At 65.1% G+C, this 23131-nt stretch carries 22 protein-coding genes; 9 read left to right on the forward strand and 13 right to left on the reverse strand.

The window, feature by feature from the left end:
• Positions 1-31 precede the first annotated feature (31 nt).
• Together AYJ54_RS13090 and prmC are read right to left on the reverse strand one after the other, a co-directional pair.
• Positions 32-769: a DUF4167 domain-containing protein gene (locus AYJ54_RS13090; RefSeq protein WP_063699315.1), complete on the reverse strand. Its 738-nt coding sequence runs from the start codon at positions 767-769 to the stop codon at positions 32-34.
• A gap of 462 nt (positions 770-1231) precedes the next feature.
• The gene (gene prmC / locus AYJ54_RS13095) at positions 1232-2140 is read right to left on the reverse strand and encodes a peptide chain release factor N(5)-glutamine methyltransferase (RefSeq protein ID WP_201724180.1); all 909 of its coding nucleotides are present in this window, start codon (positions 2138-2140) and stop codon (positions 1232-1234) included.
• Positions 2141-2223: 83 nt separating this feature from the next.
• Here prmC and AYJ54_RS13100 point away from each other — a divergent pair, with 83 nt between their 5' ends.
• Complete coding sequence (locus AYJ54_RS13100) at positions 2224-2700, forward strand: MarR family winged helix-turn-helix transcriptional regulator (RefSeq protein ID WP_082905638.1); 477 nt, start codon at positions 2224-2226, stop codon at positions 2698-2700.
• Positions 2701-2715: 15 nt separating this feature from the next.
• Here AYJ54_RS13100 and prfA read toward each other — a convergent pair whose 3' ends face one another.
• The 3 genes from prfA to AYJ54_RS13115 all read right to left on the reverse strand — a co-directional run bounded on the left by prfA (position 2716) and on the right by AYJ54_RS13115 (position 7647).
• Complete coding sequence (prfA, locus tag AYJ54_RS13105; protein WP_063699317.1) at positions 2716-3801, reverse strand: peptide chain release factor 1; 1086 nt, start codon at positions 3799-3801, stop codon at positions 2716-2718.
• A gap of 55 nt (positions 3802-3856) precedes the next feature.
• The gene (gene ptsP, locus AYJ54_RS13110) at positions 3857-6124 is read right to left on the reverse strand and encodes a phosphoenolpyruvate--protein phosphotransferase (RefSeq protein ID WP_063699318.1); all 2268 of its coding nucleotides are present in this window, start codon (positions 6122-6124) and stop codon (positions 3857-3859) included.
• 266 nt (positions 6125-6390) lie between these two features.
• Positions 6391-7647 carry an aspartate kinase gene (locus AYJ54_RS13115; RefSeq protein ID WP_063699319.1) on the reverse strand — a complete coding sequence of 419 codons (1257 nt, stop codon included), beginning with the start codon at positions 7645-7647 and terminating at the stop codon, positions 6391-6393.
• A 151-nt stretch (positions 7648-7798) separates the two neighbouring features.
• On the opposite strand from AYJ54_RS13115, the gene AYJ54_RS13120 reads away from it, so the two are divergent.
• The 4 genes from AYJ54_RS13120 to AYJ54_RS13135 all read left to right on the forward strand — a co-directional run bounded on the left by AYJ54_RS13120 (position 7799) and on the right by AYJ54_RS13135 (position 10611).
• Positions 7799-8266 (forward strand): PH domain-containing protein, encoded by a 468-nt coding sequence (locus AYJ54_RS13120; RefSeq protein WP_063699320.1) that lies wholly within the window; start codon positions 7799-7801, stop codon positions 8264-8266.
• 14 nt (positions 8267-8280) lie between these two features.
• Positions 8281-9054, forward strand: a complete 774-nt coding sequence (gene ubiG, locus AYJ54_RS13125) for a bifunctional 2-polyprenyl-6-hydroxyphenol methylase/3-demethylubiquinol 3-O-methyltransferase UbiG (protein WP_063699321.1) — start codon at positions 8281-8283, stop codon at positions 9052-9054.
• Positions 9055-9165: 111 nt separating this feature from the next.
• A complete protein-coding gene (locus AYJ54_RS13130) occupies positions 9166-9447 on the forward strand; it encodes a GIY-YIG nuclease family protein (protein ID WP_063699322.1) in 282 nt (93 codons plus the stop codon).
• Between the two features lie 264 nt (positions 9448-9711).
• The gene (locus AYJ54_RS13135) at positions 9712-10611 is read left to right on the forward strand and encodes an EamA family transporter (RefSeq protein WP_063699323.1); all 900 of its coding nucleotides are present in this window, start codon (positions 9712-9714) and stop codon (positions 10609-10611) included.
• A gap of 46 nt (positions 10612-10657) precedes the next feature.
• Here the strand turns inward: AYJ54_RS13135 and AYJ54_RS13140 are convergent, their stop codons facing one another.
• From AYJ54_RS13140 to AYJ54_RS13155, 4 genes are read right to left on the reverse strand one after another with little or no spacing between them, the layout of a single operon-like run.
• Positions 10658-11128: a DUF1178 family protein gene (locus tag AYJ54_RS13140; protein ID WP_063699324.1), complete on the reverse strand. Its 471-nt coding sequence runs from the start codon at positions 11126-11128 to the stop codon at positions 10658-10660.
• Positions 11125-12009: a carbon-nitrogen hydrolase family protein gene (locus tag AYJ54_RS13145; RefSeq protein ID WP_063699325.1), complete on the reverse strand. Its 885-nt coding sequence runs from the start codon at positions 12007-12009 to the stop codon at positions 11125-11127. The genes AYJ54_RS13140 and AYJ54_RS13145 overlap by 4 nt, the downstream gene beginning before the upstream one ends.
• Entirely contained in the window at positions 12006-12293 is a 288-nt protein-coding gene (gene grxC, locus AYJ54_RS13150; protein WP_430641427.1) for a glutaredoxin 3, read from the reverse strand. The genes AYJ54_RS13145 and grxC overlap by 4 nt, the downstream gene beginning before the upstream one ends.
• 17 nt (positions 12294-12310) lie before the next feature.
• Positions 12311-13120 (reverse strand): ComF family protein, encoded by an 810-nt coding sequence (locus tag AYJ54_RS13155; protein ID WP_063699327.1) that lies wholly within the window; start codon positions 13118-13120, stop codon positions 12311-12313.
• Positions 13121-13184: 64 nt separating this feature from the next.
• Between AYJ54_RS13155 and AYJ54_RS13160 the strand changes: the two genes are divergently transcribed.
• Positions 13185-14033 (forward strand): methyltransferase domain-containing protein, encoded by an 849-nt coding sequence (locus tag AYJ54_RS13160; protein WP_063699328.1) that lies wholly within the window; start codon positions 13185-13187, stop codon positions 14031-14033.
• 43 nt (positions 14034-14076) lie between these two features.
• Here the strand turns inward: AYJ54_RS13160 and AYJ54_RS13165 are convergent, their stop codons facing one another.
• Positions 14077-14487, reverse strand: coding sequence for a (deoxy)nucleoside triphosphate pyrophosphohydrolase (locus AYJ54_RS13165; protein WP_063699329.1), 411 nt, complete (start codon positions 14485-14487; stop codon positions 14077-14079).
• Between the two features lie 151 nt (positions 14488-14638).
• On the opposite strand from AYJ54_RS13165, the gene AYJ54_RS13170 reads away from it, so the two are divergent.
• Complete coding sequence (locus AYJ54_RS13170; RefSeq protein WP_063699330.1) at positions 14639-15988, forward strand: TadE/TadG family type IV pilus assembly protein; 1350 nt, start codon at positions 14639-14641, stop codon at positions 15986-15988.
• 113 nt (positions 15989-16101) lie between these two features.
• Here AYJ54_RS13170 and argJ read toward each other — a convergent pair whose 3' ends face one another.
• Together argJ and AYJ54_RS13180 are read right to left on the reverse strand one after the other, a co-directional pair.
• Positions 16102-17343 (reverse strand): bifunctional glutamate N-acetyltransferase/amino-acid acetyltransferase ArgJ, encoded by a 1242-nt coding sequence (gene argJ / locus AYJ54_RS13175; protein ID WP_063699331.1) that lies wholly within the window; start codon positions 17341-17343, stop codon positions 16102-16104.
• A 99-nt stretch (positions 17344-17442) separates the two neighbouring features.
• Positions 17443-18381 (reverse strand): peptidylprolyl isomerase, encoded by a 939-nt coding sequence (locus AYJ54_RS13180; RefSeq protein ID WP_063699332.1) that lies wholly within the window; start codon positions 18379-18381, stop codon positions 17443-17445.
• Positions 18382-18732: 351 nt separating this feature from the next.
• On the opposite strand from AYJ54_RS13180, the gene secA reads away from it, so the two are divergent.
• Positions 18733-21582, forward strand: coding sequence for a preprotein translocase subunit SecA (gene secA, locus AYJ54_RS13185; protein WP_063699333.1), 2850 nt, complete (start codon positions 18733-18735; stop codon positions 21580-21582).
• A gap of 467 nt (positions 21583-22049) precedes the next feature.
• Here the strand turns inward: secA and AYJ54_RS50655 are convergent, their stop codons facing one another.
• Complete coding sequence (locus tag AYJ54_RS50655) at positions 22050-22253, reverse strand: hypothetical protein (protein ID WP_161491823.1); 204 nt, start codon at positions 22251-22253, stop codon at positions 22050-22052.
• Between AYJ54_RS50655 and AYJ54_RS13190 the strand changes: the two genes are divergently transcribed.
• Positions 22243-22947, forward strand: a complete 705-nt coding sequence (locus AYJ54_RS13190) for a transposase (RefSeq protein WP_063698095.1) — start codon at positions 22243-22245, stop codon at positions 22945-22947. The genes AYJ54_RS50655 and AYJ54_RS13190 overlap by 11 nt on opposite strands.
• Positions 22948-23131: the final 184 nt, after the last annotated feature.

Here is a 23131-nt window from a genome sequence, read left to right on the forward strand (position 1 = left end):
GCAGTGCGATAAATCCAGGAGAGATCGCGGCTTACTCGCCGGGAGCGAGGTCGTCGCTCGATCCGGCCGGAGCGGCCTCGCGCTCGGGGCGCGGGCCATGCGGCCTGCGGCGCCGCCGCGGATAGCGCTCGCCGCCGCCCTCGAAGCCGCCGCCCTGGCCGCCGTTCATCTGCGGCTGTGCGCCGGTGATGAAGGAGGGCAGCCGGTCGACATTGCCGGCATCTGAAATCACCGGCTGCGGCTGATTCTGCGGTTGCGGCTGGGGCTGATATTGCGGCTGCGGGCGATGCTCGCGCTCGCGGTGTTCGCGCGGCTGCTGCTGATCGCGCTGATAGGGTTGGTTGTCACGCTGATGGTCGCGCTGGCTGTCGCGGTCCCGCATATAGGGCTGCTGCTGCGGCTGCGGAACGAAGCCCGGCTCCTGGCCGAAATTCGAGAAATTCTCGCCGTCGTCCTCGCTGTCCTCGCTGACGATCTCCTCGCCGCGCGGCTGCTGCTGATTCTGGCGGAACTGCTCCTGGGCCGCCGCGATCATGCGGAAATAGTGCTCGGCGTGCTGGTAGTAGTTCTCGGCCGCGACGGGGTCGCCGGAGGAGCGCGCATCGCGCGCGAGTTGAAGATATTTTTCGGCGATGTGCGAGGGGGTACCGCGGATCTTGATGTCGGGTCCGTTGGACTCGTAGACCCGGGTCATTGGGTTCTGGCCGCGCCGGTTGTTGTTATTGTTATTGCGGTTGCGCATCCGCTGCTTGTTCTGACCGTTTCTCATGTCCTGCCTTTAATTCCAGCCCTAAAAGTTACACGCATTACTGACTGCCGAGAGTGACCTAATGACAACGGCTCACATCTCTCGTGCGCACCGCATGCGAGAGCGGCTTAAGCCCTGCCGATGTTCGTCGACCGTCGCGTTCAACAAAGACGCGTTCCCCACCCGCCAGCATCCATCGCCAGCGAACCCATTCATTTCGCCTGCCGAAACACGCCCAGCTTTCTTGCGTAAGTGTTCAAGCGCAATATCAGGCTTTCGTTCACGTTGCGGTCGGAAAGCAGCGCAGCTCCACGGGCCATCGCGCTAACAGGACCTGCGGCTTGGAACCTTTAATCAGTAAAGCTCTCGCCCTGAGAGCCCGGCTTTCGCCCGTAGGTCTACGGGGCCGGCACCGATGTGTTGAGCGGAACGTAGTCGTTCCCACGGGATATTCCAAGAGGTTTTTACAGTCCAATCGGGCTTTTATGCGGGCATTTTTCGGGCCGAAACGGCCCTCGGCATACCCGACAGGTCGGCCCTTGGCGACCTGTCCACTATTAACGCAGCTGCCGTCAATAAGGTTTCAATCCCCTGGGCCTGGCCCTGGCCGGCCTCCACAATCAGCGCCCCGCCGGGGGCGAGACGCTCCGCCGCCTGCGGGATCAAGGCGCGGTAGGCGTCGAATCCATCATGGCCGCCGTCGAGCGCAAGATGCGGGTCGTGGTCGCGGACCTCCGCGCTCAAATTCGCGATGTCCGCCGAGGCAATGTAGGGCGGGTTCGACACGATCAGGTCGAACGGGCCTGAAAGGGCTGCCGCATAGTAGCACGCGATGAATCCCGAGCGGTCAGAGAGGCCTAGGGCTGCCGCATTGTCCCGCGCCGTGCCGAGCGCCGTCAGGCTGACGTCGGTGCCGACGCCGAAGGCTTCGGGAATCTCGTGCAGCAGTGCGAGCAGGATAGCGCCCGACCCGACGCCGATGTCGGCGATCAGCGGACGTCGCCCCGATGTCGGGAGCTCGCGGAAAATCTCGAGCGCCAGCTCGACGACGGTTTCGGTGTCAGGTCGCGGCACCAGCGTCGCCTCGGACAATCGGAACGGCAGGCCCCAAAACTCCCTCATGCCGAGAATGCGCGCCACCGGCTCATGCGCAAGCCGGCGCTGCGCATATTGCTCGAGCCGCGCGGCCTCCTCGACCGTGAGTCGTCGTGCCGCCTGTGCGATCATGCCGGTCAGATCGAGGTTCAGGGCAGCGCCGACGAGCAAGCGCGCGTCGAGCGCGGCCTCCTCGATGCCGGCTGATTGCAGTCGCGCCGCCAGGGTGCGCCGCGCGCTCTCGATGCTGTTCCCAGATTTGGAATTCGTCGCCAATGGAGACACCCTGCCTGGCATCGTGGATAGATCGGCGGCCGCGCTTGCGTCAACGGAAAGGAGCGCGTTTGATCGCGCCGGCGCAGTCGAGGCAGAAGGCGGGGATGGTTCAGTCGAAGCGGAAGACGGGCCGCCCGGCGTCTGCGCGGCCCTCAAAAGGCGGTGCGATGCGCGAGTCCGATTACGCGGCGCTTGCGCAGTTCCGCTACCAGATCCGAAGCTTCCTGGCGTTCAGCGAGGCGGCCGCACGGCGTCAGGGATTGACGCCACAGCAGCATCAGGCGCTGCTCGGCATCAAGGGCTTTGTCCACCCGCAGCACGCGACCGTCGGCGATATCGCGCGATTTCTCCTGATCCGGCATCACTCAGCCGTCGAGCTGTTGAATCGCATGGCGAAGCTCGGACTGATCAGCAAGTTCGCGGACCCCGAGGATGCCCGGCGCGTTCATCTCAAGCTGACCGGGAAGGGCGAGCAGAAGCTCCGAGCGCTGTCGCGGAAGAATATCGAGGAGCTCCGTCGTGCGGCGAGCCCGGCCTTGAGCCGGTTGTTTAAGTCGTTCCGGCACTCCGGCGGAGCCTGAGCAGCCGCAGCCTCGTTACGCCGCGGCGCCCTGCGCTGCGAGCTGGGCGGCCTGGTGCTCGGTGGTCAGCGCGTCGATCAGTTCGCCGAGCGCCTCGCCCGCGATCACCTGCGGCAGCTTGTAGAGCGTCAGGTTGATGCGATGGTCGGTGACGCGTCCTTGCGGGAAATTGTAGGTGCGGATGCGCTCGCTGCGGTCGCCGGAGCCGACCTTCTCCTTGCGGTCGGCGGAGCGCGCCGCCTCGAGCCTCTGGCGCTCGGCGTCGTAGATGCGCGAGCGCAGGATGTTCATGGCAGAGGCGCGGTTCTTATGCTGCGAGCGGCTGTCCTGCATCATCACCACGATGCCGGTCGGGATATGCGTGATGCGGATCGCCGATTCGGTCTTGTTGACATGCTGACCGCCCGCGCCTTGCGCACGCATGGTCTCGATCCGCAAATCGTCGTTCTTGATGTCGACGTCGACGTCCTCGACCTCCGGCAGCACGGCGACGGTGGCGGCGGAGGTATGGATGCGCCCTTGCGTCTCGGTGTCGGGCACGCGCTGCACGCGATGTACGCCGGATTCGAACTTAAGCTTCGAGAACGCGCCGCGGCCCTGCACCTCGGCGATGATTTCCTTGTAGCCGCCGACGGTGCCTTCGCTCGCTGAAATGACCTCGACCTTCCAGCCCTGCAAGCTGGCAAAGCGCTCATACATGCGGAACAGGTCGCCGGCGAACAGCGAAGCCTCGTCGCCGCCGGTGCCGGCGCGGATTTCCAGCACCACGTTGCGGTCGTCCATGGCGTCCTTGGGCAGCAGCGCGACGCGGATTTTTTGGACGAGCTCCTCGATCTTCGAATTGAGCTCGTCGCGCTCGGCTTCCGCCATGCTGCGCATCTCGGCGTCCGTTGCGGGATCGGCGATCAGTGCCTCGGTATCGGCGAGCTCTTTCACGGCAGAACGATAAGCCTTGACCGACTCGATCAGCGGGCTGATCTCGGCGAGCTCGCGCGTGATCTGCACATAGCGCTCGGAGGACAGCTGTCCCAGCGATTCGGCCTCGAGCGAAGCGTGATGCGCGAGCAGGACGTCCAGTTTGGCTTCGGGGAGTGACGACATCGGTTCAGTCTCAAAGTGCGACGGAAGGCAAGGCGAAAGCGGGCGGACGGGCCCGCTACAACGCCAGCCCCTCGGCTTCGGCGAATTCCGTCAGCTTCTGCCGGATCGAGACGCTGCCGGTTGGCGCGTCCAGCAACGGGCCGAGCATCGCCTCGGCCTTCTTCGCGTCGAGGTCGATGACCATCGCCTTGACCGGGCCGAGCGCGGTCGCCGAGAGCGACAGCGAGCGATAGCCCAGCGCGATCAGGGCCAGCGCGCCGATCGGCTTCGAGGCCATCTCGCCGCAAAGCGAGAGCGACTTCTTCGCAGCATGGCACTTGCGCGCGATGTCGCGCAGCGCGCGCAGGATCGGCGCCGACATGGTGTCGAAGCGTTCCGAGACCTTGGCATTGCCGCGGTCGACCGCGAACAGGAACTGAAACAGATCATTGGAGCCGACCGAGATGAAGTCGACCTTCTTCAGGAGCTCGTCGAGCTGATAGAGCAGCGCCGGCACCTCGACCATGGTGCCGATGTCGATGCGTTCCGGCAGCGTGTGTCCGTGTTGGCGCAAGTAAGTCAGCTCGCGCTCGACCAGCGCCTTGGCGGCATCGAACTCGGCGACTTCCGAGACCATCGGAAACATCACACGCAAGGCGCGGCCGCCGCCGGCGCGCAGCAGCGCGCGGATCTGGCCGCGGAGCAGGCCGGGGCGATCGAGTCCGAGCCGGATCGCGCGCCAGCCGAGTGCGGGATTCTCCTCGATCACGGTCTCCATATAGGGCAGCGCCTTGTCGCCGCCGATGTCGAGGGTGCGGAAGGTGACGGGCTTGCTGCCTGCGGCATCCAGCACGGCGCGGTACAGCGCGAGCTGGTCGCTGGTGCGCGGCAGGCTCTGGCCGACCATGAATTGCAGCTCGGTGCGGAACAGCCCGATGCCGGCGCTGCCGGTGTCGTCGATATGCGGCAGGTCGATGGCGAGGCCCGCGTTGATCAGCAGCTCGACCTTCTCGCCGTCCTTGGTGACGCAGGGCCGGTCGCGCAACGCCAGATATTGCGCCTGGCGGCGGGCGCGGAAGCGCACGCGTTCGGCATAGGCGGCCTCGATCTCCTGCGAGGGGCGCACATAGATCGAACCGGAGGTGCCATCGACGATGATGGCGTCGCCCGGATCGGCGATGCCCGGCGCGTTCGGCACCTCGCCGACCGCGGGAATGCCGAGCGCACGGGCCACGATGGAGACATGGGAGTTGGCGGTGCCTTCCTCCAGCACGATGCCGCGCAGGCGCTTGCGGTCGTAGTCGAGCAGCGCCGCCGGTCCCATCGCGCGCGCGATGACGATGGCATTGTCAGGCAGTTGCTCGCGCGAGGGCGCGTGGTCCTGGCCGACGAGCTGCCGCATCAGGCGGTAGCCGAGGTCCTCCAGGTCGTGCAGCCGGTCGCGCAAATAGGGATCGGTCGAACGCAGCATGCGCGCGCGGGTATCGGACTGCACGCGCTCGACGGCGGCTTCCGCGGTGAGGCCGGTGGCAACCGCCTCATGCAGCTTGTGCGACCAGCCCTGGTCGTTGGCGAACATGCGGTAGGCTTCCAGCACGTCGCGATGCTCGCCTCCTTCCGCGACGTCGCCGCGCTCCAGCATGCGGTCGAGGTCGGAGCGCAGCTTGGCGAGCGCGGTGTCGAGCCGCTTGATCTCTTTCGGCAGGTCCTCGGCGATGTAGTCCTTGATGACGACGCGCGGCTCGTGCAGCACGACGTGGCCGAGCGCGATGCCATCCGAGAGAATCGCGCCCACCTTCTGCATGGAGTGGCGCGCCGCCGGCTCGAGGCCGGGCTGGGCGAGGGCCGACAGCTCGCCGGAGGCGATCAGCTCCGCCAGCACCATGGCGGTGGTCTGCAGCGCCTCGAGCTCCTCCTCGACGTAGGTTCGCTTGGCGCGGTTCTGCACCACCAGCACGCCGAGCGTGTTGCCGGCGCGCAGGATCGGCACGCCGAGGAAGGAGTGGTAGATTTCTTCGCCGGTCTCGGGGCGGAACGAGAAAGCGGGATGGCTCTGCGCATCGCTCAGGTTCAGCGGCGTCGCCTCGCTGGCCACGAGGCCGACGAGGCCCTCATGGGCGCTGAGCACGGTATGGTGCACAGCCTCGCGGTTGAGACCCTCGGTGGCGTAGAGCTCCAGGGTGTTGTCGATGCGCAGCACATAGACCGAGCACACCTCGGCCACCATGTTGGCGGCGATCAGCACCACGATCTTGTCCAGCCGCTCCTGGGCCGAGACCTGCTCCGCCATGGTTTCGCGGAGCCGTCTCAACAAGACGCGGGGACCTCCCGACGCGCTCCGCATGTGCCGTCAATCTCCTCCATCTGCCGGGCCGGAAGGGCGCCGGCGGCTTGCCCAGAATTCCAGAAAAACAACAAAGTTGCTCATCCGGCGCCGGCCCCAGCGTCGCTTGAGCCGAATCAGCACCGCCTAAACTGGGGCACAGTTTGTGGCAGCCCACCCTGTTCGCCGTATAGCGAATTGGGGCTTGTTTTGCCAAGCAAAACGCCTGCCAAACGCAAAGGTGTGTACACCTTCGCGTTTGCTGCGACCGCTAAGAGAAAATTCGTCTAGGCCTGATCGAGGCCGTAGAGTGTATGCAGGGTGCGCACCGCGAGCTCGGTATAGGCGGTGTCGATCAAGACCGAGAATTTGATCTCGGAGGTTGTGATGGCGCGGATGTTGATATTCCGCCCCGCGAGGGCCGAGAACGCCTTGGCGGCGACGCCGGCATGGCTGCGCATGCCGCTGCCGATTACCGATATCTTGGCGACATCGGTAGCGCTGTCGAGCCGGGCGTAGCCGATCTTGTCCTTCGCGGCGGTGATCGTGTCCTTGGCGCGGGCATAGTCGGCCGCCGGCACCGTGAAGGTGAGGTCGGTGGTCTTGCCGTCCTCGGAGACGTTCTGCACGATCATGTCGACGTTGATGTTGGCATCCGCGAGCGGGCCGAAGATCGACGCGGCGACGCCAGGCTTGTCCTCGATCTGGCGCACCGAGATCTGGGCCTCGTCCTTGGAAAAGGCGATGCCGGTGACGACGTGGCTTTCCATGATCTCCTCCTCGCTGCAGATCAGCGTGCCGGGCGGCTGGTTGGCATGCGGGTCGATATCCTCGGGCTTGTCGAAGCTGGAACGGACGAAGATCGGCATGTTGTGGACCATGCCGAGTTCCACCGAGCGAACCTGGAGCACCTTGGCGCCCTGGGAGGCCAGTTCCAGCATGTCCTCGAACGCGATCTTGTCGAGCCGGCGCGCCTTGGGCACGATCCGCGGATCGGTGGTGTAGACGCCGTCGACGTCCGTATAGATGTCGCAGCGGTCGGCCTTGACGGCGGCGGCGATCGCAACTGCGGAGGTGTCGGAGCCGCCGCGGCCGAGCGTGGTGATGCGGTTGGTCTCGGGGGCGATGCCCTGGAAGCCGGCAATGACGGCGACCTCCTTCCGCTCCTTGAAGCGGTTGATGAGCTCGGTGCCGTCGATGTCCTCGATCCGGGCCGAGGCATGGGCGTCGCTGGTCTTGATCGGGATCTGCCAGCCCTGCCAGGAGCGGGCCTGGATGCCCATGCCCTGGAGCACGATGGCGAGCAGGCCCGAGGTGACCTGCTCGCCGGAGGCGACGATGGCGTCGTATTCGCGCGCATCGTGCATGGGCGAGGCTTCGGTGCACCAGGCCACGAGCTCGTTGGTCTTGCCGGCCATCGCGGAGACGACCACGGCCACCTCGTGGCCGGCGTCGACCTCACGCTTCACATGGCGTGCGACGTTGCGGATACGTTCGATGTTGGCGACGGACGTGCCGCCGAATTTCATCACGAGGCGGCTCATGACGACGCGTGCATTCCCTCACAAGGATAAGTATGGTGACCCGCGCGAGGCGATGCAGCGGATACCCCGACCGCGCGTATACAGAGGGGCGGGGCCGGGGGCAAGCGGGTTCCTGGGGCCCGGACGCGGGGGTGATGGGTTAATCGAGATTATGGCGCGCTATATCGACGAGATTCTGCAGCCCGGCGAGAAGGTGCTGTATTCGACCAATGCGCACTGGATCTTCTATTTCCCGGCCATCGTGACCTGGATTGCCGCGCTGGTTCTGTTCGTCCTGTCCCGGCAGACCACCGTCGAGGGGCTCGCACTGCTATGTCTCGTCGCTTCCGTCCTGGTGGCTCTGGCCGCCCTGTATTGGACGGTGAAGGGCTGGTTCCATCGCTTCACCACCGAGACCGACGTGACCAATTTGCGGGTCGTGCACAAGACCGGGTTCATCAAGCGGCGCACCTTCGAGATGGCGCTGGACAAGGTCGAGAGCGTCGATGTCAACCAGTCGATTCTTGGACGTATTCTCAACTATGGCGACGTGACGATTCGCGGGGTTGGGGAAGGGATCGAGAAGATCACGACCGTCGATTCGCCGCTCGCCTTCCGTAGTTCGATCACCACGCGGTAGGACCGCGCGTTATCATGAGCATGCAGCAAAATACAACCGCAACCGCAAGCAACCAGCCGGGCTCGACCGTCGACGCCGCCGAGATCGCGAAATTCTCAAAGCTGTCGGCGGAGTGGTGGGACCCCAAGGGCAAGATGGCGCCGCTGCACAGGATCAATCCGCTGCGGCTCGGCTACATCCGCGACGCCGCCTGCCGCAAGTTCGAGCGGAACGTGCGCAGCCTCAACTGCCTCGGCGGCCTGCGCCTGCTCGACATCGGCTGCGGCGCCGGCCTGTTGTGCGAGCCGCTGTCGCGGCTGGGGGCGCAGGTCATCGGTATCGATCCCTCGGCCAGCAATATTGCGGCCGCCAAGCTCCACGCCGACAAGGGACACCTGGCGATCGATTATCGCTGCACCACGGTCGAGGAGATCGATCCGCGCGAGCGCTTCGACATCGTGCTCGCGATGGAGGTGGTCGAGCACGTCACCGACGTCGGCATGTTCCTGAAGCGCTGCGCGGCGATGCTCAAACCGAACGGGCTGATGGTGGTTTCCACCCTCAACAGGAACTGGAAGAGCTTTGCCCTCGCCATCGTCGGCGCCGAATACGTCCTGCGCTGGCTGCCGCGCGGCACCCACGAGTGGAACAAGTTCGTCACCCCCGACGAGCTCGCAAAATACCTGCTCGACAACCGCCTCGTCATCACCGAGCAAACCGGCGTGGTCTACAGCCCTTTCGCCGATAAATGGGCCCTCTCCTCCGACCTGGACGTGAACTACATGGTCGTCGCGGAAGGGATGGTGTGAGGGGGGAATGGGTAGCGCGCGAACTGTTGCTCCAGGGGAGGTCTCGTCCCTGCGAAAGCAGGGACCCATAGCCACCGGCCCCCGTAGTTAGGCGAGATAGGCGTCCGGAGCATGTACCACGTTTACATACTCGCCAGCCGCCGTCACGGGACACTCTATATCGGAATAACCAACTTGCTTCAGAAGCGGTTGGAAGAGCATCGGAACGGCAAGGGTTCGGAATTTGTAAAGCGCTACGGCGTGTATCGCCTCGTCCACTCAGAGGCTTACGAGCGGGTAGAAGACGCGATCGCCCGTGAAAAGCAGCTGAAGCGCTGGAAACGCGACTGGAAGATCGAACTAATCGAGCGCGAGAATCCAGAGTGGCGCGACCTCAGCGATCTGCTGGTCTGACACGCTGGACTGCGCCAAGCCCCGGCTGTCGTCCCTGCGAACGCAGGGACCCATACCGCGGAATCCATCGATGGCACACGGCGGGTGGACGCGTGGCCGGCAGCTTTCGCAAAACTGCTCCCTGGGGTTATGGGTCCCTGCGTTCGCAGGGACGACAGGAGAGTTTGTGGCCCGAGCATCGCTCCCATGACATCCGTGCTGTTGACCGCGCGGGCTCAAGCTTGCACGTTGGCCTGATCTTTCCCGCCTCATTCCGCCCGCCCCATGCTCACCGTCACCAGCCTCTGGATTCCCTTCACCGTCATTGCCGCGCTCGGGCAGGTGGCGCGCAATGCGATGCAGCGGTCGCTCACGAAGCCGCTCGGCACCTGGGGCGCGACCAATATCCGCTTCCTGTTCGGCTTCCCGTTCTCGGTGCTGTTCTTGGGCCTCGTGCTGATCGTCTCCGGCGATCATCTCAGCATGCCGCCCTCCGTGTTCTGGCCGTGGCTGCTGCTCGGCGCGCTCAGCCAGATCGTCGGCACCGGGTTGATGCTGCTGGCCATGAACGACCGCTCCTTCGTGGTGACGACGGCCTACCTGAAGACCGAGGCGATCCAGACCGCGATCTTCGGCTTCGTCTTCCTTGGTGATCACCTCACCTGGCTGAAGGTTGCCGCCATCGTGATCGCGACCGTCGGCGTCGTCATCACGGCGCTCAGGCCCGGTGGCGAGAAGAGCTTTGCGGAATTGAGGCCGACCATCATGGGCCTCGTGGCGGCAGCAGCGTTCGCGCTGTCCGCGGTCGGGTTCCGCGGCGCCATCATCGCGGTGCCGGGCGTGTCCTTCGTGACGGCGTCGTCATTCACGCTGGTGCTGGGCCTGCTCGCGCAGACGCTGATCCTGACGGTCTATCTGCTCTGGCGCGCGCCGAAGGTGCTGCAAGCGATCCTCGGACTTTGGAAGCCGTCGCTGCTCGCAGGCTTCATGGGCGCCTTCGCCTCGCAGTTCTGGTTCCTGTCCTTTGCGCTGACCGCCGCCGCCAACGTCCGCACGCTCGCGCTGATCGAGGTGCTGTTCGCGCAGGGCGTGGCATATTACTCGTTCAAGCAGCCGGTCTCCCCGCGCGAGATCTTTGGGATCGTGCTGATCGTGATCGGTGTGGCTGTGTTGGTGGGGGCCTAAATCTCTTGGCTCCGGTCAAGCCCGGCCATGACGACAAGCGTGACCCTCAATTCCTATCTTCCGGCAGCGTCGGCAGCGGCGAGACTTCGATGCCTTCGTCGATCAGCGACTTGGCCTCATCAGGCGAGGCTTCGCCGTAGATCGGGCGGTGCTCCTTGTCGCCGTAATGCATGGCGCGGGCTTCGTTGGCGAAGCGGTCGCCGACATTGTCGGCGTTCTTCACGATGTGATCGCGCAGCTCCTTCAGCTTGGCGCGCAGCTCGCGCTCCTGCGCCATCATCAGCGAGGTCGGCGCGGATTGCGTAGGCGCGGTCGTGGCGGCGGCCTCCGGCGGCTGCGCGGCGCGTCCCTTCTTGCCGACGACGCGCGGCGCCATGATCGCCTTGTCGACCTTGGCCGAGCCGCAGATCGGGCAGGTCACGAGCTTGCGCCTGACCTGCGAATCATAGGCGGTCGAGCTCTGGAACCAGCTTTCGAACTCGTGGTCTCGGTCGCAGCGGAGCGCGTAGCGGATCATGCCGATCCTCGCACCAGATGCAGATGGTCAGGGCCGGCCTTGGGGTCGGAGACGCCGAAGCGGCGGCCGTGCTGGAGCGACGGGATCGCCTTCCGCGCCGTCTCGACCCTGGCCGGGTCGATCTTCGCCATGATGATGCCGGGCTCGACGTCGCCCTCGGCGAGGATCTCGCCCCAGGGGTCGATGATCAGCGAGTGGCCATAGGTCTCACGCTTGTTCTCGTGCAGGCCCGCCTGTGCCGCGGCGAAGATGAAGCAGCCGGTCTCGATTGCGCGCGAACGCAGCAGCACGTGCCAATGCGCTTCCCCGGTCTTGCGGGTGAAGGCGGAGGGCACCGTGATGAAGGCCGCGCCACTCTCGGCGAGCGCGCGATAGAGCGCGGGGAAGCGCACGTCGTAGCAGATCGTCAGCCCGATGCGGCCCCAGGGCAGGTCCGAGATCACGGCCGTCTCGCCCGGCTGGTAATTCGCGGATTCGCGATAGCTCTCGCCGTCCGGCAGCTCGATATCGAACATGTGGATCTTGTCATAGCTCGCGAGCACGTTGCCCTCGGGCCCGATCAGGAAGGAGCGATTGACCGCCTTCTCCGGCGAAAAGCGCAGCGCCAGCGAGCCGACATGCAGGTGGATCCTCAGCTCCGCCGCGAGCGCCCGATAGGCCTTCAGCGACTGATCGTGCTCTTCGCTCTGAAGGTGCTCGAACAGCGCCTTGCGGTTCAGCTGCATCATGTTGCTGACTTCCGGCGTCTGCACGTAGTTGGCGCCGTTAGCCGCCGCCTGCCGGATCAGCTTGCTCGCCTGCTCGAAGCTCGGCTCGGGCAGAAGCCCGGTGCGCATCTGCACCATGGCGGCGGTGAAGGTACGATCTTGATTCTGGCTCATGAAACCGCCTTGCCGTTCTCGAGCAGCGCATCGAGCCGGCCTTCGCGATCGAGCGAATAGAGCTCGTCGCAGCCGCCGACATGGATCTCGCCGATCCAGATCTGCGGGAAGGTCGCGCCTGCCCCGGCGCGGTCGTACATCTCCTGGCGCCAGGACGGGTTCTTGGCGATATCGAACTCGGTGAAGGTCGCCTTCTTGCGGGTCAGCAGCGACCTCGCCGCGGAACAATAGCCGCAGCCCGGCCTCGTGTAGATCTCGACAGTCATGTCGTCTGGCGCTCTCATGTCATGAATTCATTGAATTATATGGGACGCGGCCCGCTCTCGACAACCCGGGCGAAGACGAGGAGGTCCACCTGGGCGGCCTTGGCGCGGAGCAGGGCCCGCGCACAGGCATCGGCGGTCGCGCCAGAGGTCAGGACGTCGTCGATCAGCACGATATGGCGGCCCTGGACCTCGGATTGGAGGTCGGCAGATACCTGGAACGCGCCCTGCACATTGGTGGCGCGCTGGGCGCGCGACAGGCCGATCTGCTGCTCGGTCGCGCGCACCCGGCGCAGCACGTCGCCCCTGATCTTGACCCCGCTCTGCCGCGCGATGATGCGTGCCAGTGCCCCGGACTGATTGTAGCGGCGCCGCCAGGCTCTCCGCCAATGCAGGGGAACGGGGACCAGCATGTCGGCATCGGTGAGTAGCTCGCTGCCCGCGCGGGCCATCCAGCGACCCATGGCGGGGGCGAGATCGGTGCGGTCCTGGTACTTCAGCGCATGCACCAGCGTGCGCGCGACGTCGTCGTAGCGCACGGCCGCGCGCGCCCGCTGGTAAGCTGGCGGGCTCGCGATCGCCTCCATCGACAGCATGTCGGGACCGGGATCGTAGACGAAGGGAATTCCGAGCCGCGGGCAATAGGGCGGCGCGATGAACGACAGCCGCGCCCAGCAGGCCGCGCACACGCCTTCACCATCGACCGGTTCGCGGCAGGACACGCACAGGGTCGGCAACGCAATGTCGAGCGCGAGCCGCGCCGCATGCGACAGCGCGTGACGGCCGGCGAGCCATACGGCGCGCAGTGGCGCGGAGATGGAACGGGAAGGGGCGCTTTCGGCTTCCATGAGGGAAGGCTAGCTCCGCACGCACCGGATTGCCAGAACCGTCGAGATCGGCGTAACCAGCGGCATGGTTCAAAATCCGCAAAATCCGCCCGCCCTGTTCGATCGTGCATTGCTGCACGCCCGGCAAAATCGCGCGCAAGCGCAGGGCCCGGTCAGCTTCCTGCTCGATCGGGTCGCTGAGGACATGTCCGACCGGCTGGCCGCGGTGATGCGCGAGTTTCACGCGGCGGCCGATCTCTGGACGCCTGGTGACGGCCTGATGGCACTGCGCGCGCGACTGCCTTCGATCGAGCGGATCGTGCTCGATGCGACGGGTGCGGAAAAGCTGCCCTTCGCGCCCGAAAGCCTCGATCTCGTCGTCTCGGCGCTGGCGCTGCAATTCGTCAACGATCTTCCGGGCGTGCTCGCGCAGATCCGGCGTGCGCTGAAGCCGGACGGGCTGCTGCTGGCGGCGATGATCGGCGGCGACAGCCTGACCGAGCTGCGCCAGGCCTTTGCCGCGGCGGAAGCCGAATGCGAAGGCGGTGTGTCGCCGCGCGTGGCGCCGTTTGCTGACTTACGCGACATCGGCGCGCTGTTGCAGCGGGCGGGTTTTGCGCTGCCGGTCACCGATGTCGATCGCGTCGTGGTGCGCTACGCCAATGCGTTCGCGCTGATGCAGGACTTGCGGCGCATGGGCGCGGCCAATGTGCTGATCGAACGGCGGCGCACACTGAGCCGGCGCGCGACGCTGCTGCGCATGGCTGAGATCTACGCCGAACGCTTTGCCGATGCGGACGGCCGCATCCGCGCGACGTTCGACATCATCTGGCTGTCCGGCTGGGCGCCGCATGCAAGCCAGCAGCAGCCGCTGAAGCCCGGCTCGGCGAAGGCGAGTCTCGCGGAGGCGGTGAAGAAGGCGCGGAAGGAGTGATGTGTCCCGGACGCGCTGCGCTGCGTCCAGGGCACGCCGGGCATCACATCAGCAAATCGATCAAATGCGGGATCAGCGGGATGTCCGCCGGCGGCATCGGGTAGTCGCGCAGCTTGTTGGCGCGGACCCAGGCGAGGCTCTGGCCTTCGCGCGCCGTGACCAGCCCTTCCCAGCGCCGGCAGATGTAGAGCGGCATCAGGAGATGGAAGGTCTCGTAGGCATGGCTCGCAAACGTCAGCGGCGCCAGGCACGGCTCGCTGACGGTAATGCCGAGCTCCTCGTGAAGTTCGCGAATGAGGCTCTGCTCCGGCCGCTCGCCGGGCTCGAGCTTGCCGCCGGGGAATTCCCAGAGGCCCGCGAGCGCCTTGCCTTCGGGGCGCTGCGCGATCAGGACGCGCTTGTCGGCGTCGATCAGGGCGCAGGCCACCACCAGTGTCAGTTTGAGATCGGCCATGCTTGTTCTGTCGGGAGGATTCGCTCGTGAATGGTGTGACTACGTAACGGGCTGTTAACCGCGTTCCGTGCGTCGCTCTGCGGTCCCAATAAGTCATATTTAATTGACGGTTCCTAGGGTGGAAACGCTTAAACCACTCCGGATCCGATCCATGCGCACCGCGCTTCGCACACTTATCCGCCGCTTCACCTGCAATCGGCGCGGCAACGTTGCCGTGATCTTCGCACTCTCCTGCGTTCCGCTGATCACGGCCGTCGGCTGCGCGATCGACTATTCCCGCGCGACGCAGACCCGCGCCAAGCTGCAGGCCGCGGCCGATGCGGCCAGCGTCGGCTCGATCTCCAAGGCCTCGCCGGCCTTCGCGGCGGCGGGTACGATGACGTCGGACGGGTCGATCCCCGTCGGCGTCACCGATGCCCAGAACATCTTCGACGCCAACCGCGCCAATCTGACCGGCTACACGCTCAACAGCGTCACTCCCGCCGTGGTCAAGAGCGGCTCGACCGTCACCGCGACGGTCACGTTCAGCGCCAATATCAACACCATGTTTCTCGGCCTGATCGGCAAGACCGCGCTGACCGTGACCGGCACGTCGACCTCGACGGCCAACATGCCGCTCTACATCGACTTCTATCTCCTGCTCGACAACTCGCCGTCGATGGGCGTCGGCGCGACTCCGGCCGACGTCAGCACCATGGTCAGCAACACGTCCGACAAATGCGCCTTCGCCTGCCACGACTACAACAACGCGAACAACTACTACAATCTCGCGAAGACGCTCGGCGTGACGACGCGGATCGACGTGCTGCGCAGCGCCACCCAGTCGCTGATGGACACCGCCGCGGCTACCGAGACCTATTCGAACCAGTTCCGCATGGCGATCTACGATTTCGGCGCTTCGTCGAAAACGATTGGGCTTCGCGCGCTGTTCTCGCTGTCGTCCAGCCTATCGAGCGCCAAGACGGCAGCCGGAAACATCGATCTGATGGGCGTCTACGGCAATAACGACGCCTATACGGCCGACAAAGACACGCAGTTCGGCAAGGTCTTTCCGGCAATAACCAGCTTGATTCCTGCGCCGGGAAGCGGCACCTCGTCAGCCCCGCTGAAATACCTGTTCTTTGTCTCGGACGGCGTCGCTGACGAAAGCAACGCCGCTTGCTCGAAGACGATGTACAACAGTCATTGGGGCAACATCTCGCCACGCTGCCAGTCGCCGCTCGATGCGACGCTTTGCGACACGCTGAAGAAGAACCACGTCAAAATTGCCGTGCTCTACACGACCTATCTGCAATTGAAAGACAACCAGTGGTACATGGATTGGATCGACCCGTTCAATCAGCCGCCATTCGGTCCGTCGCCGAACAGCGAGATTGCCAAGAACATGCAGGCCTGTGCCTCGCCCGGGCTCTATTTCGAGGTCAGCCCCACGCAGGGCATCTCCGACGCGATGAACGCGCTGTTCAAGAAGGCCGTCGCCGACGCGCGGATTGCGGGGTGAGGCGCACCGTCATTCCGGGGCGATGCGATAGCATCGAACCCGGAATCTCGCGCAACAATCTCCAGATTCCGGGTTCGCGCCGTTGGCGCGCCCCGGAATGACGATGTTGAGACTTACGACCGGTAATCCCCGTTGATCGCAACATACTCCTTGGTGAGGTCGCAGGTCATGACGCGGTCGCGGCCCTTGCCGAGGCCGAGCGAGACCTTGATCGCGATCTCCGGCGCCTTCATCGCCTCCGACACCTGCGCCTCGTCATAATCAGGATCGCGCGCGCCGCTCTTGGCGACGCGGATGCCGTTGAAGGAGATCGACAGCTTGTCGCGGTCGGCGGGCTCGCCGGCCTTGCCGACGGCCATCACCACGCGTCCCCAATTGGCGTCCTCGCCGGCGATCGCGGTCTTGACCAGCGGCGAATTGGCGATCGACATCGCGATCTTGCGCGCCGAGGCCTTGGTCTTGGCGCCCTCGACAGTGATCTCGACCAGCTTGCGCGCGCCCTCGCCATCGCGGGCGACCTGCTCGGCGAGGTTGGCGAGCACGCCGTTGAATGCCTTGACGAAGGCCTTGAGCCGGGGATCGCCGGCGCGGCTGATTTTTGGCGCACCGTGCGCGGCGGCCGCACCCGTCGCGAACGCCAGCAACGTGTCCGAGGTCGAGGTGTCGCCGTCGATCGTCACGGCGTTGAAGGTGTCCTCGACGCCGCTCTTGAGCAGGGCCTGCAGGGCGGCGGGCGCGATCGGCGCGTCGGTGAAAATGAACGACAGCATCGTCGCCATATCGGGGGCGATCATGCCGGCGCCCTTGGCCATGCCGTTGATGGTGACCTTGGCCTTGCCGAGCTTGACGGTCGCCGTCGCGACCTTGGGGAAGGTGTCGGTGGTCATGATCGCCTTGGCCGCAGCGAGCCAGTCGGAAGGCTCGGCGGCCTCGGCGAGGCGACCCAGCACGCCGTCGAACTTGGTCGCGTCCAGCGGCTCGCCGATCACGCCGGTCGAGGCGAGAAAAATCTCGTTTTCGCCGCAACCGACCGCCTTGGCCGCGATCTTGGCGGTCAGCGCGGTGGATCCGCGGCCTGTCTTGCCGGTGAAGGCATTGGCGTTGCCGGAATTGACGACCAACGCGCGCGCCTTGCCGCCCTTCAGCTTGGCGCGGCACCATTCCACCGGTGCGGAGGGGCATTTCGACTTGGTGAAGACGCCGGCGACCGCGGTGCCCTTGTCCATCACGGCGAGCAGCACGTCGGTGCGGTTCTTGTAGCGGATGCCGGCTTCGGCCGTCGCGAGACGGATGCCCGCGATCACGGGCATATCAGGGACGTGTTTCGGGGCGAGCGGGGAGACGGAGGAGGACATCGCGAGGGCCTTGGTGGGTCAGATACGCAGATGCCCGGCACGAGGCCGGGCATCACGATCCTTAGATACTCTAGGCGTCAGCGAAGTGACAGCGAATTCTTACTTCTTCGCCGGGGGCGCCATCTTGCTGTCGGAGGGCTTCGCCGCATCGGCCGGCTTGGCGTCCTTGGACGCATCCGCCGCCGGCTGGTCCAGCCGCTCAACCTTGGCCTCGGCGCGGAGCTTCGCCACATAGTCGGCCTGGGCCTTGCGGGTGACGTAGTTCTCGATCTGGGCCTTGACCTGGTCGAAGTCCGGCGCCTTGCGATTGCGCTTCTCCTCGACCTTGATGATGTGCCAGCCGAACTGCGACTTCACGGGGTCGGAGATCTTGCCCGGCTCGAGCGCGAAGGCCACCGCCGAGAATTCCGGCACCATCTGCTCCTTGGTGAAGAAGCCGAGATCGCCGCCGTCGGCGGAGCCCGGATCCTTGGACTTCTTCTTGGCGAGCTCGGCGAAGTCGGCGCCCTTGTCGAGCTCGGCCTTCACCGCCTTGGCCTCGTCCTCGGTCTCGACCAGGATGTGCCGGGCGCGCACCTCCTGCTCGCCGGTGATCTGCTTGGAGGCCTCCTCATAGACCTTCTTCATGGCGTCGGGGGTGGTCGCGGTCTTGCCCTCGTTGGCGAGCAGGCTGTCCATCAGCAGGCGGTTGCGGGCGAACGCCAGACGCTTCTTGAACTCGTCGCTGTCGGCGATCTTCTTGTCCTCGGCGGCCTTGGCCACGATCTTCATGTCGATCAGGAAGGCGAGCACGTTCTCGTCCTTGGTCGCCGGGTCCATCTGGGCAAGGCTCGGCCCGAGTTCCTCCTCGGCCATGGCGACGTCGCTCTTCTTGATTTCAACGCCATTGACCTTCGCCAGCACCGGATCGTCGGCGGCCCGCAACGGGCCCGCGAACGCCAGGGTCAACGCCAAGCAGGCTACCAAGCCCAGGGAGCCAGCCAGGGCGGACGCGTGGCGGAAACGCTGGCCGGTGGTTACCGGGAACGAGGTGGTCATGGAAAATCCTTATGTTGAAGCAGGGGCTGCTTAAGCGGGGCGGACACTCGCCCAATCAGGGGGGCTTGGCAACGCGAAAAGTCTGTCAAAATGATGAATTAGCGGAAAGCCGGCCGCCGTTGACAAGGCCCTGACCCGGCCATATCTCTGCGCGGTCGCGTCCATGGCGATGGCGTTTATTTTGCTGCGTTTTTGGCCGTTGAACCCAGACTTGCTCAATTCCCACCCATATGGCGGATGACCCCCGCAGGCCGGGCACTGGCACCACGAGGCGTCACGGTGAGTTGATAGGCAAGTGGGTGACGACCTCTTGGCTGCAACGCGGTTAAATCGCGAACACAGGAATTTGGCATGATCGGCGCGCTCGCCCGCAAGTTTTTCGGCTCCGCCAACGACCGGCGGGTGAAGGGATACCAGTCCCGCGTCAACGCCATCAACGCGCTGGAACCTGAAGTCTCCAATCTCTCCGACGAGGCCCTCAAGGCCCGCACCGCCGAATTCAAGCAGCAGCTCGCCGAGGGCAAGACGCTCGACGACCTGCTGGTGCCGGCCTTCGCCACGGTGCGCGAAGCCGCCAAGCGTACGCTCGGCCAGCGCCATTTCGACGTGCAGCTGATCGGCGGCATGGTGCTGCACGAGGGCGACATCGCCGAGATGAAGACCGGTGAAGGCAAGACGCTGGTGGCAACGCTCGCGGTCTACCTCAACGCGCTCGCCGGCAAGGGCGTCCACGTCGTCACCGTCAACGACTACCTCGCCCGCCGCGACTCCGGCTGGATGGGCCAGATCTACGGCTTCCTCGGCATGACCACCGGCGTGATCGTCCATGGTCTCGACGACGCCGAGCGCAAGGCGGCCTATGCCTGCGACATCACCTACGGCACCAACAACGAATACGGCTTCGACTATCTGCGCGACAACATGAAGTACCGGCTCGAGGACATGGTCCAGCGGCCGCACTACTTCGCGATCGTCGACGAGGTCGACTCCATCCTGATCGACGAGGCGCGCACGCCGCTGATCATCTCCGGCCCGCTCGACGACCGTTCGGACTTCTACAACACCATCGACACCTTCATGCCGCAGCTCGGGAAGGTGACCGACTTCGAGGTCGACGAGAAGCAGCGCACGGTGACGCTGACCGAAGGCGGCATGGAGAAGATCGAGACGCTGCTGCGCGACGCCGGCCAGCTCAAGGGCGAGTCGCTCTACGACGTCGAGAACGTCTCCGTCGTGCACCATGTCAACCAGGCGCTGCGCGCGCACAGCCTGTTCACCCGTGACAAGGACTACATCGTCCGTGACGGCGAGGTCGTGATCATCGACGAGTTCACCGGACGCATGATGCCGGGCCGCCGCTATTCGGAAGGCCTGCACCAGGCGCTCGAAGCCAAGGAGCATGTCGCGGTTCAGCCCGAGAACCAGACGCTCGCCTCGATCACCTTCCAGAACTACTTCCGCATGTACGAGAAGCTGGCGGGCATGACCGGCACGGCGGCGACCGAAGCCGACGAACTGTTCGACATCTACAAGCTCGAGGTCGTGGAGATCCCGACCAACCTGCCGGTGGCGCGCCTCGACGAGGACGACGAGGTCTACCGCACCCACAAGGAAAAATACGGCGCGATCCTCGCCGAGATCGAGCGCGCCAATGCGCGGCTCCAGCCGGTGCTGGTCGGCACGGCGTCGATCGAGAAGTCGGAAGTGCTCGCCGAGTTCTTGAAGCAGAACGGCTACAAGCAGATCGACTTCGGCAAGGAGCACGCGCTCGACAAGCTTTACGCTGCCGCTCGCGCGGGCAAGCCGGCCAAGCTGTTCGCGGTGCTGAACGCGCGCTTCCACGAGCAGGAAGCCTATATCGTGGCGGAAGCCGGCGTGCCCGGCGCGATCACGATCGCGACCAACATGGCCGGCCGCGGCACCGACATCAAGCTCGGCGGCTCGCTCGATATGCGCGTGCAGCAGGAGACCGCGGGCATCACGGACGAGGCCGAGAAGGCATCGAGGATCGAGCAGATCAAGGCCGACATCGAGCACTTCCGCGACATCGTGCTGAAGGCGGAGGAGACCATCGAGATCGAGCCGGCGAAGGGTTCCAAGCCCGCCAAGACCGTGACGAAGCCGGGCGGCCTCTACATCATCGGCTCCGAGCGGCACGAGTCCCGCCGCATCGACAACCAGCTGCGCGGCCGTTCCGGCCGTCAGGGCGACCCCGGCCGCTCCAAGTTCTTCCTGTCGCTGGAAGATGACCTGATGCGCATCTTCGGCTCGGACCGTCTCGACAGCATGCTGCAGCGTCTCGGCCTGAAAGAGGGCGAGGCGATCATCCATCCCTGGATCAACAAGGCGCTGGAGAAGGCGCAGCAGAAGGTCGAGGCGCGCAACTTCGACATCCGCAAGAACCTGCTCAAGTTCGACAACGTCCAGAACGACCAGCGCAAGGTGATCTTCGACCAGCGCGTCGAGCTGATGAAGGACGAGAGCGTCGCCGAGACTGTCGCTGACATGCGCCACGCCTTCATCGACGACCTCGTCGCCAAGCACGTGCCCGAGCATGCCTATGCCGAGCAGTGGGACGTCGCTGGTCTGAAGGAAGAGCTCAAGCGCGTGCTCGATCTCGACCTGCCGGTCGACGACTGGGCCAAGGAAGAGGGCATCGCCGACGAGGAGCTGCTCAACCGCATCGAGACCCGCGCCGACGAGCACATGGCGGCCAAGGTCGCGCAGTGGGGTCCCGACGTGATGCGCTACGTCGAGAAGACCATTCTGCTGCAGACGCTCGACCATCTCTGGCGCGAGCATCTGATCATGCTCGACCATCTGCGCCAGGTCATTGGCCTGCGCGGCTACGGCCAGCGCGATCCGTTGCAGGAGTACAAGACCGAGGCCTTCAATCTCTTCCAGGAGATGAGCGCGCATCTGCGCGAAGCCGTCACCGCGCAGCTCATGCGGGTCGAGATCATCCCGCCGGAGCAGGAAGCCCCGATCCTGCCCGCGATGGAAGCGCACAAGCTCAATCCCGACACCGGCGAAGACGAAATGGCCTTCGCCAACGTCACCCTCGCCCCGCAGTCCCACGCCGTCGCAGCCGCCCAGCGCGACCCGAAGAACCCGGCGTCGTGGGGCAAGATCGGCCGCAACGAAGACTGCCCGTGCGGTAGCGGCAAGAAGTACAAGCACTGCCACGGGCGGTATGCTTGAGGCGCGCCGCGCGCGCCTCAATCTCAGCCGCGGCTTTGGCGCAGGCGTGAGGAGCGCCGCCCGCGCCTCATTCTCCGCCGTCGTCCCGGCGAAGGCCGGGACCCAACCACAGGCGGCAGTTGTAGCGACGGCTCGCAGTCGTCGTCTTGCCGCGGGACACCGACCATCCGCTCTCGATAGGTCACGCGGTATGGGTCCCGGCCTTCGCCCATTGGCGCTAAATTAGGCTTGGGGTGCGGAATCGTTTGTGATTCCAAGATGGAATGACACACGAATCGCTTGTGAACCGCGACTGGGCGGGCGTGGTGGCCCGGCTTGGTGGGGCAGAAACACTCAATCGCACGGCACGGGAGACGAAGGCTTTCTTGCGTCCGCGCGAGATCAGATGCGCGGTGGATTTGCTGCGGCTGATCCTGGCCTATTGTCTGGGTGAGCGGGGATTGCGATTGACGGCGGCATGGGCGACATCAGTCGGCCTTGTCGACGTTTCCAATGTGGCTTTGCTGTATCGCTTGCGTCAGTGCGGGGATTGGCTGGCGCTGCTGGTGGGGCAGGCGCTTGCTGGCGCCGCCCCGAAGGCAAGCCAAGGTCGCCTGATCCGGATCATCGATGCCACGACGGTGCCGAAGAAAGGGGCTCAATGGCAGGAAGAAGAATGCGGTGTGGCGCATTCACAGCGCGTTCGATCTTCCGCAGGAACGTTTTGGCCACTTCGAACTGACGGATCAGCAGGAAGGCGAGACGCTCGACCGGATACCGGCGGTTGCAGGTGAGATCCGTCTTGCCGATCGGGCCTATTTGCAGCCGGCGCGCATGGCGCGGCTGATCCAGGCCGGCGCAGACTTCGTCATTCGGGCTGGTTGGAAGAGCGCGCGCTGGCTCGATTGCGAAGGCGGTGCGCTCGATCTCATCGCTGAACTGCGCAAATCCGCGAAACGAGGCCTGATCGATTGTCCGATTTGGCTCAAACCCAGGCGCGGCGCGCCGCTCGCCCTGCGTCTGGTCGCCGTCAAGAAGCCGACAGAGGCCGCTGCCGAGGCACGACGCAAAGCGCGCCGAACTGCACAGAAGGGAGGCCATCAGCTCTCCAAGCAAACGCTCGAGGCCGCCGATTGGGTCATCCTGGTGACCTCACTCGCCCCGGAAGAGTTCACCACCGATGATGTTCTCGCCCTCTACCGCTTGCGCTGGCGGATCGAGCTCGGCTTCAAGCGACTGAAGAGCCTGATTGGCCTGAAGGGGCCGCCGGGCACTGACGAACGGTCCGCCAGGCCGCACATCCTCGCTCATCTGCTGATCATTCTCTTGCTCGAGCCGCTTGTCGACGAACTCGAGGACTCTCCCCGCTGGGCGGACGCCGCCTGACCAGCCCAAGCGCGTGGCGATTGCTCCGCCAGCTCGTCGCCTCACTTCTGCAGGCGATCATTCCCCAGCCCACATTGGCTCGCCTTCACCGATCTGTCTTTGCTCTCCGCCGACACCTCCGCGAGCCACCGAGGAAAAAGCGGCGCTATCAAATGATGTTCCAACTACCTTAGCGCCGATGGGC

Source organism: Bradyrhizobium centrolobii (genome assembly GCF_001641635.1).
Classification (GTDB): domain Bacteria; phylum Pseudomonadota; class Alphaproteobacteria; order Rhizobiales; family Xanthobacteraceae; genus Bradyrhizobium; species Bradyrhizobium centrolobii.